Source organism: Plasticicumulans sp., assembly GCF_035331805.1.
GTDB lineage: Bacteria > Pseudomonadota > Gammaproteobacteria > Competibacterales > Competibacteraceae > Plasticicumulans.
The window spans coordinates 16,224-31,634 of record NZ_DAOLKE010000006.1 but is presented as its reverse complement, the minus strand read 5'-3'; the positions used below and the strand labels follow the sequence as shown (position 1 = coordinate 31,634).

The following is a 15,411-nucleotide window of genomic DNA, read 5'->3' as shown; positions in this document are numbered from 1 at the left end:
TCGAGCAGCACTTCGAGTTGCGCCTCGAACGAGGGCGGCGGCATCGGTTCGGGCGGTTCGGCGAGGCCGAGCGCGTCGTGGTAGGGCGCAAGCAGCAGGCGCGTGTACTCGATGCGGTCGCCGTCGATCACGTACGGCACCGGCGCGTGCAGATGGACGGCGAAGGGCTGGTCGGTCAGCGCACGCACGGCGCAGATCGCGGCGCGCAGCGCCTCGGGTGGCAGTTCGGCGCCGCACAGGCTGCCGAGCCCGCCGGCATTGGCGACCGCCGCACAGAGCGCCGGCGTGCCGGCCGGAGCGGCCATCGGGGCCAGCAGCAGCGGCAGGCGGATGCGCAGCCGCTCACGGAGCGCGCGGGGCGAACAGGGCATGTCGGGACTCCTGTCGGGGGATCGCGGCCGATTATGCCCGCGCCGCCCGCGGATGCATCCGTCAGGCCGCTGCCGGCAGCCCGAACAGCCGGCGGGCGGCGGCGGTGCTGGCGGCGGCGACGGCTGCGGGCGACTCGCCGCGCAGCGCGGCGACCGTGGCCAGCACCTCGGGCAGGTAGGCGGGTTCGTTGCGCTCGCCGCGGTGCTGCACGCCGGGCTGGTCCGGGGCGTCGGTTTCGAGCAGCAGACCGTCGGCCGGCAGCGCGCGCACCAGCCGGTGCAGGCGCTGCGCGCGCTCGTAGCTCAGCGGTCCGCCGAGGCTGACCAGGAAACCGTGCTCGCGCAGCCGCTCGGCCTGCTCGATCGAGCCGGCGAAGCTGTGCACGACGCCGCTCAGGCCCTCGCGCCCGCCGATGCGGCGGATGCACTTCAGCACGGCATCGACGGCGCGGCGTGCGTGCACGATCACCGGCAGGCCGGCGTCGCGGGCGATGCGCAGCTGTTCGAGGAAATACGTCTCCTGCGCGGGCAGGTCCGGCTGCGGCAGGAAGGCGTCGAGCCCGCACTCGCCGATCGCGACCGGGCGGCGAGCGGCGACGCGCGCGCGCAGTTCGGCCAGATGCGCGGGCCGGTGCTCGGCGAGGTAGCACGGGTGCAGGCCCCAGGCTGCGTACAGGCCGGGGTAGCGCGCGACCACGGCATCGAGCGCGTCCCAGCTGCGCGCGATGACGCCGGGCACGACCTGCTGCACGACGCCGGCGGCGCGCGCGCGGGCATAGGCGGCATCGCGGTCGGCGTCGAATTCGCCGACATCGAAATGGCTGTGCGAATCGACCAGTTCCGGCTGCGGGGCCGCAGCGGGCAGGGCGGATGGATTCACGGGCATCGGATACGGTCCTTGCCGGACGCGGACGCCCGGCGTGCTGGCTATGCTGCCGGAGTCGCAGCCGCGGAGAACCAGGGGATGACCGGCCGGCTGTCTGTCACCGGCCGTTCCCGTCGTGGAGGTCCATGATGCGCCCTTCGTTCCCTGTACTGACGATGTTCGCCGCGCTGGCCGCTGCCGGTCCGGTCGCGGCCGGCGTGCTCGCTGATTTCGAAGGTCTGGCGACCCTTCCGCCGGTCGATGGCGCTACCGGCTTCGAGTTCGCCAACGGCGGCAGCCTCGATTACGCCGGCGTGCGCTGGGATGACCGTATTCAAGTGGTCGGCGATGCCTACCGCGTCGACACCGCAACGCCGGGGCCGCTGTTCGGGCTGCCGCATTCGGGCAGCTTCTTCATCAACAACCACAACGGCGCCGACGGCATCCTGCTCGAAACCACGCAGGTGCTGACCGGCGCCTGGTTCGCGCGCAACGAGTATTACGGCTTCGGCGGCGGTGCCGATCAGGTGTCGATCACCGCGCTCGGTGCGGGCGGCGACCTGCTGACGCTGAGCCTCGATCTGCCGGAGCTGCTGGCGGGCCTGCCCGAGCAGCCGGGCTTCTTCGACACCTCGGCCTTCCTCGCGCTGTCCGGCATCACCGGCTATCGCATCGACCGGCGCGAGACCGGGCCGTTCTCGGCCGACTGGGTCGCCGATGACTTCACGTTCGAGGCGGCCGTGACCGCGATTCCGGCGCCATCGGTGCTGGCGCTGTTCGGCCTCGGCGGCCTCGGGCTCTGCCGGCGCCGGCGCTGAAGCCGCGGAAGGGTCGGGCGGGTCGCGGTGTAGCAGGGGCTGCGGACAGCGTCGTCCGTGCCATCCGAACCTTCCGGAGCCTGCGCCATGAAGCCGCACCCGCTGACCTTCGTCCTGCCCGCCCTGCTGCTCGCCGCCTGCGCCGCCAGTGATCCCGGCGCGGCCCCGGCCCGCGTCGCCGATGGCGTCTGGGTCGGTGGCAACGGCATGACGCTGTACGTGTTCGACAAGGATGTCGCCGGTTCCGGCAGGAGTGCCTGCAACGGCGCCTGCGCCGCGAACTGGCCGCCGCTCGCGGCCGCCGCCGATGCCCCGGCCGGCGGCGACTGGACGACGATCCGGCGCGACGACGGCAGCCGCCAGTGGGCCTGGCGGGGCCGGCCGCTGTACTTCTGGAGCAAGGACACGCAGCCGGGCCAGCGCAGCGGCGACGGCTTCAACCAGGTCTGGCACGTCGCGCGCGCCGGCTGAGGCCGCTCAGGCGCTGTGCGCGGCGTCGGCGTCGGCCCAGGCCTGGCGCTTGCGGTAGATGGTCGAGGCGCTGATCTCCAGCAGCGCCGCGGCCTTCGGGATGTTGCCGTCGCAGGCGGCGATGGCATCCTCGATCAGCTCGCGCTCGACCTGCTCCAGCGGCCGGATGCGCAGCGTCGGATCGCCGGGCGGCAGCTCCGCGGCGAGCGCCGTCGCCGGCGGGACTTCGCGGGATTCGCTGCGCGCGGTGACCGCTGCCTCGCCGGCGGCGACCACCCGCGACAGCGGCGCCGGCAGCATCTGCGGCGTGACCTCGCCGGCGTCGTTGAGCACGACGATGTTGCGCACGACGTTCTGCAGCTCGCGCACGTTGCCGGGCCAGCCGTATTCGAGCAGCACGGCCTCGGTGTCGGCGCGGAAGCCCTGGAAGCGCCGGCCTTCCTCGGCCGCGTACTCGACGAGGAAGTGCCGGGCGATCGCGAGCACGTCGTCCTCGCGCTCGCGCAGCGGCGGCAGGTGCAGCGGGATCACGTGCAGGCGGTAGTACAGGTCCTCGCGGAAGCGCCCTTCGTCGACTTCCTGGCGCGGATCGCGGTTGGTCGCGCAGATGAAGCGCACGTCGACCTTCTCGATGCGTCCGGAACCGACCGGCTGGAAGCTGCCGGTCTGCACGAAGCGCAGCAGCTTGGTCTGCAGCTCGGCCGGCATCTCGCAGAGCTCGTCGAGGAACAGCGTGCCGCCGTCGGCAAGCGCGGCCGCGCCCTTGCGCTCGCTGGTGGCGCCGGTGAAGGCGCCCTTCACGTGGCCGAAGATCTCGCTCTCCATCAGGTCGCGCGGGATCGCCGCGCAGTTGAGCGCGATGAACGGGCCGTCGCGGCGCGGGCTCTGGCGGTGGATGGCCTCGGCGCAGATTTCCTTGCCGGTGCCGCTCTCGCCGGTGATGAACACGGTCGCGCGGCTCGGGGCCGCGGCCTCGATGATCCGGTACACCGCCTGCATCGGCAGCGAACTGCCGATGAAGCCGCAGTAGCCGTCGCGGGCACCGTCGCGCAGCGTCGCCACCAGCTGGTCGAGCCGCTGGCGCTCCAGGGCGTTGCGCACGGTCAGGCGCAGGCGGTCGGCGTCGAACTGCGTCTTGACCAGATAATCCCAGGCGCCGTCGCGCATCGCCTGCACGGCGAGCAGCACCGAATCGTTGGCGGTGATGACGACGACGGCGACCGGCAGCCCGCGCGCGACCACGGCGCGCAGGATCTCCATGCCGTTCATGTCCGGCAGGTTCAGGTCGAGCAGCAGCGCGTGCGGCGGTTCGCGTTCGATGACGGCGAGTGCCTCGGCACCGGTCTCGACGTGGACGAGCCGCCAGGCTTCGCGCTTCAGATACCCCATGTACACCTCGGCCATCGCGCGGCTGTCCTCGACGATCAGCACGCGGGGCCGGAAGTGACCGGGCAGATTGGCAGAACCGCTCATCATGGACTCCCTGCGCAGCGGCGCGCGCCGGCGGGAACGGCGCCGGCGGACACTGTAGTGCGCGCCGGCAGCCGCGGGAACCGCAGGCTTGCAAGCAGGTGTCACGATTGCGGATCGGGGGGCGGGAGGTCTGCGGCCCGCTGCGCTCATCGGCCCGGTCCCCGCTTCAGCTGCGGCCCGCCGGCGCGAGCGGTTCGAGCAGCAGCAGCAGGCCGGGATCGGCGCCGAGCAGGTCGAGCAGGCGCTCGGCGGCCATCGGCAGCGGCTGGCGCGCGGTGATCTGCGCGAGGAAGCCCGGCACGCTGCCGCCGCCGGCGAGCGGGGCCGGCGCGCGGCTCATCAGCAGCAGGCGCTCGCCGGGTGCGAGCCGGCGTTCGAGCGGTCCGGCGAGTTCGAGGCTCTGCGCGAAACCGCCGCTGGCGAGCACCCAGGCGCCGACCCGGCCGCTGCCGGCGAGCGACACCTGGGCGGACGGGCCGATGTGCACGACCAGCGCCTCGGCGCGCACTCCGGCGAGCACCGGATCGACGCTGGTGCGCGCGAGCAGCGTCGCCAGCGTCGCCGCCGGCGTCTGGCCGTGCGGCAGATGGCGCAGCAGGCCGGCGAGATAGCTCGCGCGCAGCTGCGCGGCCGAACCGTATTCGTCGTCGTCGCCGGCAAGCCGCACCAGGATGACCTGGCTCACGCCTTCGGCCGGATCGTGGCCACGGCCCGCGTACAGGCCGTCGAGCAGGGCGCTGCCGCGCTGGCCGCTGACCACCCGGCAGCCGCCGAGGCGCTCGGGCAGCTGCGGGCGCAGCGTCCGTTCGAGCTGTTCGCGCGCGGCATCGATCCAGCGCAGGCGCCGGGCGCGACCGCGCGCGAGCACGCGGCGCAGCGTGCCGAGCAGTTCGCGCTTGCGCAGCGGCTTCAGCAGGTAGTCGTCGATGCCGAGCTGGTCGGCATCGCGCTTGAGGCGTTCATCGGCGGTGCCGGTGATGAAGATGAACGGCAGCAGGTCGGTGTCGTTGCGCTCGGCGAGCCGCGCGCGGAAACCGAGGCCGTCGAGGCCGGGCAGATGGATGTCGGAGACCACGAGGTCGTAGCGCTGCTGCGCGAGGGCGGCGAGCGCGGCGTCGGCGGCGGCGTAGCCGATCACGTCATAGTCGTCCTGCAGGTACAGCCGGATCAGCTCGCGCTGCGCGGCATCGTCATCGAGCACGAGCACGCGCGGCCGGGGCGCGGGCGCGTCGGACGGGCCGGCGCTGCAGTCTGCAAACGCCCGGGCCGCGCCGGGGGACAGGTCGTGCATTTTGCTTCCGGAATCGGCAAGAGGAGCGGGGGCGGGGGCCGGGACGCTGCCCGGTGCCGCGATGCCCTGCCTGCACGCAGGAGCCGTGCCAGTGCCGGGTGATCCGGGAGCCGATGCCGGGGGCAGGCGTGCGCTACCGGCGCGGGAACAGCCGGTCGAGTTCGATCAGCGCCGGCACCGCGACCGCGCGGATGGACAGCGCGAGTTCGCGCGCCCGTTCGAGCTGGCCGGTGCGACAGAAGTCGTTGAGCCGGCGGGCGTGTTCCTGCAGCTGGCGGGCGCCGAAGGTGCCGGCGCTGGATTTCAGCGTGTGCGCCTCGCGCTGCAGCGTCTTCCAGTCATCGCGGGTCAGTGCGGCGTCGATCGAATCGAGGCGCACGCGCGATTCCTCGACGAACAGCTGCACGACGCGCCCGAGCACGTCGTGATCGGTGTCGGCTTCGAGCTGATCGAGCACGGCCTGATCGACGACCGGCACGGCCGGTGCCACGGGCGGGGACGGAAGCGGGGAGGGCGGCGGCGCGGCCGCCGCGGCTGCGCTCACCACCGGCTGCGGGCCGGTGCTGTTGCCGGCGTCATTGGCGGCCTCGGCGGCGCGGCGGGCGGCGTCGGCCTCGGGTTGCGCCAGCCAGCGCTCCAGCGTCGCCAGCAGCTGGGCACGGTCGATCGGCTTGGTCAGGTAGTCGTCCATGCCGGCGGCGAGGCAGCGCTCGCGATCCCCGGGCAGGGCGTTGGCCGTCATCGCGATGATCGGCAGGTCGCGCTCGGGGCCGGGCATGTGGCGGATCTCGGCGGTGGCCTCGAAGCCGTCCATCTCCGGCATGGCCAGATCCATCAGCACCAGGTCGTAGGGCAGCGTGCGCACCGCCTGCACGGCTTCGAGGCCGTTGCCGACCGCATCGACCTGATAGCCGGCCTTCTTCAGCATCGCGATCGCGACGGTCTGGTTGACCTGACTGTCCTCGACCAGCAGCACGCGGCCGAACTTGCGCGGCGGCGGCGCGGCCGGGACCGGCTCGGGCGCGGTCAGGCGGACTTCGCTTTCCTCGCGCCGGCGCGCTTCCTCGGCATCGTTGAGGCCGATCGCCACCGCCAGCCAGCGGTGCAGGCTCTGCTGGCGCACCGGCTTGGTCAGCGAGGCGTGGAAGCCCATGCGCCGCACGCGCTGCGCGATCGACGGCGTGCCCATGGTCGCCATCAGGATCAGCGCCGTGCTCTCGAGCTGCGGGTCGCGCAGGATGCCCTGGCCGAGTTCCTCGCCGCGCATGTCGGCGAGCCACTGGTCGATCAGCGCCACGTCGAAGGGCCGGCCGCCGCTGCGCGCGTCCTTGAGCGTCGCGAGCGCCGCCGTGCCGTTGGCGACCGCTTCGACCGCCATGCCCCAGCTCGCGAGTTCGCGCTCGCGCAGCCGGCGCGTGACCGGGTTGTCCTCGACGATCAGCACGCGCACGCCGCCGAGCGTGGCGATCACGCCCGGCGTGGTCAGGCGATCGCCCGACGGGCAGCCGACATCGATCGTGAACCAGAAGGTCGAGCCGAGGCCGGGGGCGCTGGTGAAGCCGATCTCGCCGCCCATCAGCTCGACCAGCCGGCGCGAGATCGCCAGGCCGAGGCCGGTGCCGCCGTACTTGCGCGAGTGCGAGGGGTCGGACTGCGAGAACTTCTCGAACAGCCGGGCCTGCGCCTCGCGCGGGATGCCGATGCCGGTGTCCTGAATTTCGAAGCGCAGCCGGATGCGCCCGGCCGGGCGCGCGACCGGTTCGCGCGCGACGTGCAGCGCCACGCCGCCCTTGCGCGTGAACTTGACGGCGTTGCCGGCGAGGTTCAGCAGGATCTGCCGCAGCCGCCCGGCGTCGGCGGTCACGCGCGCCGGCAGGTCGACGCCGATCCAGGTGGCGATCTCGATGTGCTTGCCGTGCGCACGCGGCGCCAGCAGCTCGGCGACGCCCTCGATCAGCTGCACGAGGTCGAACTCGGTGCTCTCCAGATCGAGCTTGCCGGCCTCGATCTTCGAGAAGTCGAGGATGTCGTTGATGATGGTCAGCAGCGCCTTGCCGGATTCGCTGGCGGTCTCGGCGAAGTTGCGCTGCTCCTCGGTCAGCGGCGTGTCGAGCAGCAGCGTCAGCGTGCCGAGCACGGCGTTCATCGGCGTGCGGATCTCGTGACTCATGGTCGCGAGGAATTCGGACTTGGCGCGGTTGGCGGATTCGGCCTGGTCCTTGGCGATGCGCAGCTCCTCCTCGGCCTGGCGCCGTTCGGTGATGTCGCGCAGGAAGGCCGTGAACAGCCGCTGCGGGCCGGCCTGGATCGGCGTCACCGCAATCTCGGCCGGGAACTCGCTGCCGTCGGCGCGCAGCGCCATCACCTCGGTGCGCCGGCCGATCATCTGCGTGGCCTCGCCGGTGTCGAGGTAGCGCGCCATGCCGACCCGGTGCTCGCTGCGCAGCCGGCCCGGGATCAGCAGGTCGGCCATCGGCTGGCCGAGCACCTCGGCGCGCGCGTAGCCGAAGATGCGCTCGGCGGCCGGATTGAATTCGAGCAGCCGGCCGTCCTGATCGATCGTGATCACCGCATCGAGTGCGGCTTCGAGCATCGCCGCCTTCAGGCCCTCGCTGGCGCGCAGCTGCGATTCGGCGCGCTTGCGCCGCGAGATGTCGCGCACGATCGCCGCGAAGTAGGCCCGCCCCTCGGCCGAGAAGGCGCTGACGCTCAGCTCGACCGAGGCCAGCGAGCCGTCCTTGCGGCGCACGCCGAGTTCGCTGGTGGCGCCGGGCAGGCCGCGGGTCAGCGTGCGCAGCGGATCATCGCCCAGGGTTTCGAGCACCGCCGCCGGCAGCAGCACGCGGAAGTTGCGGCCGATCACCTCGGCGGCGGCATAGCCGGAGAGTTTTTCGGCCGCCGGGTTGAAGCGCACGATCGTGCCGCGCTCATCGAGCGTCAGGATCGCCTCGGCGGCTGCGGCGATGACCGCGGCATCGATCGTCGCCGGCATCGGCTCGCCGGCCCCGGAAGCGGGTTCCTCGGCCCGGAGGAAGCCGAACAACCGGTTCGACAGGCTGCGCTGCGGGGGCTGGTCTTTCATGTCGCGACAGGGATCGGTGCGGACCGGCGGCGCGCGGCCATGGCGGCCCGGACGTCGGAGCGAGGCGTCCGGTTTCCTCGGGCGTCCGGCGAGGCCGGGGCGCGAGCGGCAGCGTAGCGTGCGCCGCGCGCGGCTGCGCGGATTGTCGCGGTACGCCGGGGTACTGCCCGTTCAGGCCGGCGCATACAGCGCCGCGAGCCGGGCCGCGGCGGCGCGCACGGCATCGGTGCCGGCGTGGCCGAACACGGCGCCGATCACGGCCAGCGCATCGGCGCCGGCCTCGACCAGGCCGGCGCCGTTGCCGGCGTCGATGCCGCCGATCGCGACGATCGGGATGCGGCGCGCGAGCGCATGGCGCGCCTCGCCGAGCAGCGACAGCGGCGCGCGCACGGCGTCGGGCTTGATCGCGGACGGATAAAAGGCGCCGAAGGCCACGTAGTCGGCGCCGGCTGCGCAGGCTGCGCGGGCACGCTCGAGGCTGTCGTAGCAGGACACGCCGATCAGCGCCCGCGCTCCGAGCCGGCGCCGTGCCGCGGCGAAGGCGGCGTCGTCACGGCCGAGGTGCACGCCGTCGGCGCCGGTCTCGGCGGCGAGGGTCACGTCGTCGTTGATGATCAGCGTCACGGCGCGGGCGCGGCAGAGTCCGGCGAGTGCCGCGGCGAGCTGCCGGCGCAGCGCGGCATCGGCGCGCTTGTCGCGGTACTGGATCGTGCGTGCGCCGCCGTCGATGGCCGCCGAGACCCGTTCGAGGAGCTGCCCGTCCGGGATCAGGCCGGGATCGGTGATCGCGTACAGGCCGTGCGGGCGCGGCCGTTCAGTCATCGGCGCCGTCCTCGTCGGCCCAGAACAGCCGGTTCGGAATGCGCTGGCCGGCGCCGATGCGGTAGCCGCCGCGCAGCGCCTCCCAGGTGTATTCCTGCGCCTGCGCGACCGCGGCGTGCAGCTCGTTGCCCTGCGCGAGCAGGCCGGCGAGCGCGGCGGCCAGCGTGCAGCCGGAGCCGTGGAAGTCGTGCGGCAGGCGCTCCCAGGTCCAGCTGTCGAGCAGGCGGCCGTCGCCGTAGAGGCGGTTGACGACGGCATCGGTGGTCTCGTGCGTGCCGGTGATCAGCACGTGCGCACAGCCGGTGTCGAGCAGCGCCTGCGCGCAGGCATCGAGGGTGTCGGCGGCCGGGGCGAGCCGGCGGGCCTCGACGCTGTTCGGGGTCAGCACCGTCGTGCGCGCCAGCAGATGCCGGCGGATCGCATCGGCGAGCGCATCGCCGTCGAAATCGCGCCCGCCGCCGGCGGCGAGCACCGGGTCGAGGATCAGCGGGATGTGCGGATAGTCTTCGAGCAGCTCGGCGATGATCTCGGCGTTGGCCGGCGAGCCGAGCAGGCCGATCTTGATCGCTGCGACCGGCGCGTCATTCAGCACCGTGCGCGCCTGCGCGTAGACGAGGTCGGGATCGATCGGCACCACGGCGAGCACGTCGCAGGTGTCCTGGACGGTCAGCGCCGTCACCACCGGCGCTGCGTGGCAGCCCATGCTGGCGATGGCCTCGATGTCGGCCTGCAGGCCGGCGCCACCGCTCGGGTCGTTGCCGGCCAGCGTCATGACCACCGGTACCGTGTAGCTCTGGCTCATCGCGGGCGTCCTGAAGGCTTGAAGCAGGGGAGCTGGCCATGTCGAAGTGCGCGGCGTCCCCGCACCCGGACGTTTTGCGGCACGATAACCGATCCTTACCGCCCTCGCGAGGTAGTGCCCGTGAAGCAGTACATGTGCCTGATCTGCGGCTGGATTTACGACGAGGCGCTGGGCTGGCCCGAGGAAGGCATCCCGCCGGGCACGGCCTGGGCCGACGTGCCCGAGGACTGGAAGTGTCCGGACTGCGGCGCGGGCAAGTCCGAATTCGAGATGATCGAGATCGGCGACTGAAGGCAGACCGGGGCGGTGTGCGCACCGCCCCGGCGCAGGTTCAGGCCGCGGCCGCCGGCGGCCGGCGCAGCTCGATCAGCCCGCGTGCCGCCGCGCCGTTGACGGCCGAGACCACCGCCTGCAGCGAGGCGGTGACGATGTTGGCGTCGATGCCGACGCCGAACACGGTGGCCTCCCCGAACTGCGCCTCGACGTAGGCGACGGCGTTGGCATCGGCGCCGCGCCCGGTGGCGTGCTCGTGGTAGTCGGCGATGCGCAGCCCGATGCCGGCCTGACGCGCGAGCGCATCGACGAAGGCCGCGATCGGACCGTTGCCCTGACCGCGCACGCGCCGCTCGCTGCCATGCACGCGCAGCGTCGCCTGCAGCTCATCGAGGCCCGAGCCGCTCGTGACCGGCGCATCGCCGTGCTCGACCAGTTCGAGCGGGGCCGGCGCATCGAGCCGGTATTCGGCGCGGAAGGCCTGCCAGATCGCCGCGGCGGTCTGCTCGCGGCCGGTCTCGTCGCTCTGGCGCTGCACGACCTGGCTGAAGGCCATCTGCAGCCGGCGCGGCAGCTGCAGGCCGTAGTCCTTTTCGAGCAGCCAGGCGATGCCGCCCTTGCCGCTTTGCGAGTTGACGCGGATCACCGCCTCGTAGCTCGCGCCGAGATCGGCCGGATCGACCGGCAGGTACGGGACCTCCCAGTGCCGGTCGCCTTGCTCAACGCGCTGCTCCTGCGCCGCGAAGCCCTTGCGGATCGCATCCTGATGCGAACCCGAGAAGGCCGTGAACACGAGATCGCCGGCGTACGGATGGCGCGGGTGTACCGGAATCTGGTTGCAGTACTCGGCCGTGCGCACGATCTCGCGCAGCTGCGAGAAGTCCAGACCCGGATCGATGCCCTGGCTGTAGAGGTTCAGCGCCAGCGTCACGAGATCGACGTTGCCGGTGCGCTCGCCGTTGCCGAACAGGCAGCCCTCGACGCGATCGGCTCCGGCCATCAGCGCCAGCTCGGCCGCGGCGACCGCGGTGCCGCGGTCGTTGTGCGGATGCACGCTGATGATGACGCTGTCGCGGCGCGAGACGTGCCGGCAGAACCATTCGATCTGGTCGGCGTAGACGTTCGGCGTCGCCATCTCGACGGTCGCCGGCAGATTCAGGATCACCGGCCGCTGCGGCGTCGGCTGCCAGACTTCGAGCACCGCCTCGCAGATCTCGAGCGCGAAGCCGGGCTCGGTGAACGAGAAGGTTTCCGGGGAATACTCGAAGGTCCACTCGGTTTCGGGCTGCTCGGCCGCGCATTCGGCGAACAGCCGCGCACCGCGCACCGCGAGCGCGATCGTGCCGGCGCGATCGAGTCCGAACACGGTCTCGCGGAAGATCGGCGAGGTGGCGTTGTAGAAGTGCGGGATCGCACGCTTCACGCCCTTCAGGCTCGCGAAGGTGCGGCGGATCAGATCCTCGCGCGCCTGCGTCAGCACCTGGATCGCGACGTCATCGGGCACGTGGCCGCCCTCGATCAGGCTGCGCACGAAGTCGAAATCGGTCTGCGAGGCCGACGGGAAGGCGACCTCGATCTCCTTGAAGCCCATGCGCACCAGCATCTCGAAGTAGCGCTGCTTGCGCGCGCCGTCCATCGGCTCGATCAGCGCCTGGTTGCCGTCGCGCAGGTCGGACGAGCACCAGCGCGGCGCGCGCTCGATGCTGCGCGACGGCCACTGGCGATCGGGCAGCGTCAGCGGCCGGAACGGCCGGTACTTGCCGGCGGGCGGGGTCATCGCGGAAACGTTCGGGTTCGTGTGGTTCATCGGATTCGTCTCGGGCGGCGTGTTCGGTTCGGTATGCATGCGGGACACGGCAGGTGCACGGCCGGCCGCCGGGCAGCCGTCAGGCCCGGCGACCGCTGCGCAGTCGCAGCAGGCCCGGAACGAACCGATGGCAAACAGGGAAGGGGGGCGAAACGCGAAGGAAGGTGTTACGGATGTTGCAGCACATGATGCGTACCGGATTGCCTGGGCGGGTAACCTGCAGGAACAGCCGCTGCCCGATCCTCCTCAGAGGATCGGGCAGGGCAGTCGCAGGTTCGTGGCAATGGTTCGCATCTGCATGATGCCCGCAGAAAACCATGCACCGGCGGCGATTGTCAACGGCTTTGTCCAGCCGTCCGCCATCCGTTCCTTGATCGTCCACCAGGGCCGCACCCATGTCCGCAAGCTCCCGTCCGCCCGTGCTGGCGCTCGCCGTGTTGCTGCTTGCCGCCGGCAGCAGCGCCGCAGCGCAGATGCCGCTGCCGCGCGTCGATTACAGCGCCGTGCTGCGCGTCTCCGGCGCGCCCGCGCCGGTGCGCGTCGCCCATCACGCCGGCGTGATGCGCAGCGAAGGCCAGGTCGGCGGGCGCGCCGTGGTCGGCCTGCTCGATCTCGCCAGCGGGCGCGTGACGCTGCTGCCGGCCGGCGGCGGCGGCGGTCCGGCCGTGCAGCTGCCTCCGGGAACGCCGGTGCCCGGCCTCGCCGATTTCGACCTGCGCGCCTTCGCGCTCGGTCCGGCGCGCGGCCGCAGCCAGGTCGCCGGCCATGCCTGCACGCTGCATCCGGTCAGCGAGCGCGGCCAGCCGGTCGGCACCGCCTGCGTGCATGTGCAGGACATCGTGCTCGCCTTCGACGGCACGGTGCGCGGCCATGCCGTGAAGATGGAGACGCTGTCGCTGTCGATCGCCGCGCAGTCGCCGGCGGCCTTCACGGTCCCGGCCGGGGCCGGCTCGATCACGGACTGGCTGCAGCGCCTGCCGCCGATTCCGGGCCTGACCGCGCCGCGCCAGCCGGTGCCGTGAACGGCGGCCAAAGAAAAAGCCGCCCCTCGGGGCGGCTTTGGAGTTTGGTGGAGCTAATCGGGATCGAACCGATGACCTCCTGCATGCCATGCAGGCGCTCTCCCAGCTGAGCTATAGCCCCGGATTCCGTGAATACCGGGTCGCCTCCTGGCGTCTTCGGGCTGTCCGTGCCGGTGTCCGATGGCGTCCCCAAGGGGATTCGAACCCCTGTCGCCGCCGTGAAAGGGCGGTGTCCTGGGCCTCTAGACGATGGGGACACAGGAAACTGCTGCAGACGCTCCTGTCTGCGGCCCGCCTGCCGGCAGCGGCTGGCAGCGGGGTGATCAAGATGGCGTCCCCAAGGGGATTCGAACCCCTGTCGCCGCCGTGAAAGGGCGATGTCCTGGGCCTCTAGACGATGGGGACGCAGGAAACAGCTTCAAAAAACAGGAAACCGTCGGTAAGCGACGGTTTCCCTTGGCATTCTGGTGGAGCTAATCGGGATCGAACCGATGACCTCCTGCATGCCATGCAGGCGCTCTCCCAGCTGAGCTATAGCCCCACGGTGCTGAGGAGCCGCCATTCTATGAATCCGCGGACCGAAGTCAACCGCTCCGGTGAAACTCCGGCACCGAAAGGGCCGGTCCTCATTCGCTGCCGGCCTTGCGCTGCCAGGTGTCGCGCAGGCCGACGGTGCGGTTGAACACCAGCCCGGGCTCGCGGCTGTCGCGGCAGTAATAACCTTCGCGCTCGAACTGGAAGCGCGCCTCGGCCCCGGCCTGCGCGAGCGCCGGTTCGACGACGGCCGCGAACACGTGCAGCGAGTCGCTGTTGACGAACTGGCGGAAGTCGCCGTCCTCGCGGTCCGGGAAGGCGGTCGTGAACAGGCGCTCGTAGACGCGCACCTCGGCCGGCACGCCGTGGCTCGCCGACACCCAGTGGATGACGCCGCGCGGCTTGACGCCGTCCGGGTTGACGCCGAGCGAGTCCGGGAAGCAGTGGCAGCGCAGTTCGGTGATCGTGCCGTCCGGGGCCTTGAGCACCTCGTCGCAGCGGATCACGTAGGCGTTGCGCAGGCGCACGCTGTCGCCGCTGACCAGGCGCTTCCATTTCTTGTCGGCGGACTCCAGGAAGTCCTCGCGGTCGATGTACAGCTCGCCGGTGAACGGCAGCTCGCGCGTGCCGAAGGTATCGTCCTTCGGGTGGCTCGCGGCCGTGAGCCATTCGACCTGTCCGGCCGGCCAGTTGGCGAGCGTCAGCTTCAGCGGCCGCAGCACGGCCATGCGCCGCGGCGCGGTGCGATCGAGTTCCTCGCGCACGCAGGCCTCGAACATCTCCATCTCGACGGCGTTGTCGCTCTTGGTGACGCCGATGCGCTCGCAGAACTCGCGGATCGCCGCCGGCGGCACGCCGCGGCGGCGCAGGCCGGCGATGGTCGGCATGCGCGGATCATCCCAGCCGCTGACCGTGCCGTCGGCGACGAGCTGCGTCAGCCGCCGCTTGCTGGTCACCGCGTACTGCAGCGTCAGGCGCGAGAACTCGTACTGGTGCGGCGTCGCCTCGACCGGGCAGTTGGCGACGCACCAGTCGTACAGCGGCCGGTGGTCCTCGAACTCCAGCGTGCAGATCGAGTGCGTGATGCCCTCGAAGGCGTCCGACAGCGCGTGCGCGAAGTCGTACATCGGGTAGATGCACCAGGCATCGCCGGTCTGGTGGTGGTGCTCGTGGCGGATGCGGTACAGCGCCGGGTCGCGCAGGTTGATGTTCGGCGAGGCCATGTCGATCTTCGCGCGCAGCACGCGCGTACCGTCGGCGAACTCGCCGGCGCGCATGCGCCGGAACAGGTCGAGGTTCTCCGCGGCGCTGCGCGTGCGGTACGGGCTGTCGCGGCCGGGTTCGGTCAGCGTGCCGCGGTACTCGCGGATCTGCTCGGCCGTGAGGTCATCGACGTAGGCGAGCCCCTTGCCGATCAGCGCCTCGGCGCAGGCGTACAGCCGCTCGAAGTAGTCCGAGGCGTAGAACTGGCGGCTGTCCCAGTCGAAGCCGAGCCAGCGCACGTCGCGCGCGATCGCCTCGACGAACTCGACCTCCTCCTTGCACGGATTGGTGTCGTCGAAGCGCAGGTTGCACTGGCCGCCGTAGTCGCGCGCCAGCCCGAAGTTCAGGCAGATCGACTTGGCGTGGCCGATGTGCAGGTAGCCGTTCGGCTCGGGCGGAAAGCGCGTGCGCAGGCCGGCGGCCGGCAGCCGGCCGGCGGCGAGGTCCTCGTCGATGATCTGACGGATGAAATGGTTCGGCGGGGTGCTCATGGCGGCGTCCAGCGACTGATCAGACA

The 15,411-nt window shown here is 71.7% G+C and carries 14 protein-coding genes and 4 tRNA genes; 4 read left to right on the top strand and 14 right to left on the bottom strand.

What is annotated here, in order from left to right:
• A partial coding sequence (locus PKE44_RS01435) for a nitronate monooxygenase (protein WP_324547872.1) occupies positions 1-371 on the bottom strand: 371 nt, incomplete at its 3' end.
• A gap of 61 nt (positions 372-432) precedes the next feature.
• Entirely contained in the window at positions 433-1,251 is an 819-nt protein-coding gene (locus PKE44_RS01430; protein ID WP_324547871.1) for a TatD family hydrolase, read from the bottom strand.
• Positions 1,252-1,385: 134 nt separating this feature from the next.
• On the opposite strand from PKE44_RS01430, the gene PKE44_RS01425 reads away from it, so the two are divergent.
• Together PKE44_RS01425 and PKE44_RS01420 are read left to right on the top strand one after the other, a co-directional pair.
• On the top strand, positions 1,386-2,054 hold the full coding sequence (locus PKE44_RS01425) for a PEP-CTERM sorting domain-containing protein (RefSeq protein WP_324547870.1): 669 nt from the start codon (positions 1,386-1,388) through the stop codon (positions 2,052-2,054).
• Between the two features lie 87 nt (positions 2,055-2,141).
• On the top strand, positions 2,142-2,525 hold the full coding sequence (locus tag PKE44_RS01420; RefSeq protein ID WP_324547869.1) for a hypothetical protein: 384 nt from the start codon (positions 2,142-2,144) through the stop codon (positions 2,523-2,525).
• A gap of 6 nt (positions 2,526-2,531) precedes the next feature.
• On the opposite strand, the gene PKE44_RS01415 is transcribed toward PKE44_RS01420, so the two are convergent.
• The 5 genes from PKE44_RS01415 to PKE44_RS01395 form a co-directional block, all read right to left on the bottom strand.
• Complete coding sequence (locus PKE44_RS01415) at positions 2,532-3,998, bottom strand: sigma-54 dependent transcriptional regulator (protein ID WP_324547868.1); 1,467 nt, start codon at positions 3,996-3,998, stop codon at positions 2,532-2,534.
• Positions 3,999-4,164: 166 nt separating this feature from the next.
• Entirely contained in the window at positions 4,165-5,289 is a 1,125-nt protein-coding gene (locus PKE44_RS01410) for a response regulator (protein ID WP_324547867.1), read from the bottom strand.
• Between the two features lie 133 nt (positions 5,290-5,422).
• A complete protein-coding gene (locus PKE44_RS01405; protein WP_324547866.1) occupies positions 5,423-8,371 on the bottom strand; it encodes a PAS domain S-box protein in 2,949 nt (982 codons plus the stop codon).
• A 171-nt stretch (positions 8,372-8,542) separates the two neighbouring features.
• Positions 8,543-9,193 carry a thiamine phosphate synthase gene (thiE, locus tag PKE44_RS01400; RefSeq protein ID WP_324547865.1) on the bottom strand — a complete coding sequence of 217 codons (651 nt, stop codon included), beginning with the start codon at positions 9,191-9,193 and terminating at the stop codon, positions 8,543-8,545.
• Complete coding sequence (locus tag PKE44_RS01395; RefSeq protein WP_324547864.1) at positions 9,186-9,995, bottom strand: hydroxymethylpyrimidine/phosphomethylpyrimidine kinase; 810 nt, start codon at positions 9,993-9,995, stop codon at positions 9,186-9,188. Before PKE44_RS01395 ends, thiE begins: the two co-directional genes overlap by 8 nt.
• 120 nt (positions 9,996-10,115) lie before the next feature.
• Between PKE44_RS01395 and PKE44_RS01390 the strand changes: the two genes are divergently transcribed.
• On the top strand, positions 10,116-10,286 hold the full coding sequence (locus PKE44_RS01390; RefSeq protein WP_324547863.1) for a rubredoxin: 171 nt from the start codon (positions 10,116-10,118) through the stop codon (positions 10,284-10,286).
• Between the two features lie 40 nt (positions 10,287-10,326).
• Here PKE44_RS01390 and leuA read toward each other — a convergent pair whose 3' ends face one another.
• Both leuA and PKE44_RS01380 read right to left on the bottom strand, forming a co-directional pair.
• Positions 10,327-12,045 carry a 2-isopropylmalate synthase gene (gene leuA / locus PKE44_RS01385; RefSeq protein ID WP_324547875.1) on the bottom strand — a complete coding sequence of 573 codons (1,719 nt, stop codon included), beginning with the start codon at positions 12,043-12,045 and terminating at the stop codon, positions 10,327-10,329.
• Positions 12,046-12,154: 109 nt separating this feature from the next.
• Positions 12,155-12,472, bottom strand: coding sequence for a hypothetical protein (locus PKE44_RS01380; protein WP_324547862.1), 318 nt, complete (start codon positions 12,470-12,472; stop codon positions 12,155-12,157).
• Between PKE44_RS01380 and PKE44_RS01375 the strand changes: the two genes are divergently transcribed.
• The gene (locus PKE44_RS01375; protein ID WP_324547861.1) at positions 12,471-13,097 is read left to right on the top strand and encodes a hypothetical protein; all 627 of its coding nucleotides are present in this window, start codon (positions 12,471-12,473) and stop codon (positions 13,095-13,097) included. The two genes, PKE44_RS01380 and PKE44_RS01375, sit on opposite strands and share 2 nt — an antisense overlap.
• Positions 13,098-13,142: 45 nt before the next feature.
• Here PKE44_RS01375 and PKE44_RS01370 read toward each other — a convergent pair.
• The 5 genes from PKE44_RS01370 to PKE44_RS01350 form a co-directional block, all read right to left on the bottom strand.
• Positions 13,143-13,218: transfer RNA gene (locus PKE44_RS01370), tRNA-Ala, on the bottom strand.
• Positions 13,219-13,278: 60 nt separating this feature from the next.
• Positions 13,279-13,354, bottom strand: a tRNA-Glu gene (locus tag PKE44_RS01365).
• A gap of 72 nt (positions 13,355-13,426) precedes the next feature.
• Positions 13,427-13,502 (bottom strand) — tRNA-Glu (locus PKE44_RS01360).
• A gap of 60 nt (positions 13,503-13,562) precedes the next feature.
• Positions 13,563-13,638 (bottom strand) — tRNA-Ala (locus tag PKE44_RS01355).
• Positions 13,639-13,723: 85 nt separating this feature from the next.
• Entirely contained in the window at positions 13,724-15,385 is a 1,662-nt protein-coding gene (locus PKE44_RS01350) for a glutamine--tRNA ligase/YqeY domain fusion protein (protein ID WP_324547860.1), read from the bottom strand.
• Positions 15,386-15,411 lie beyond the last annotated feature (26 nt).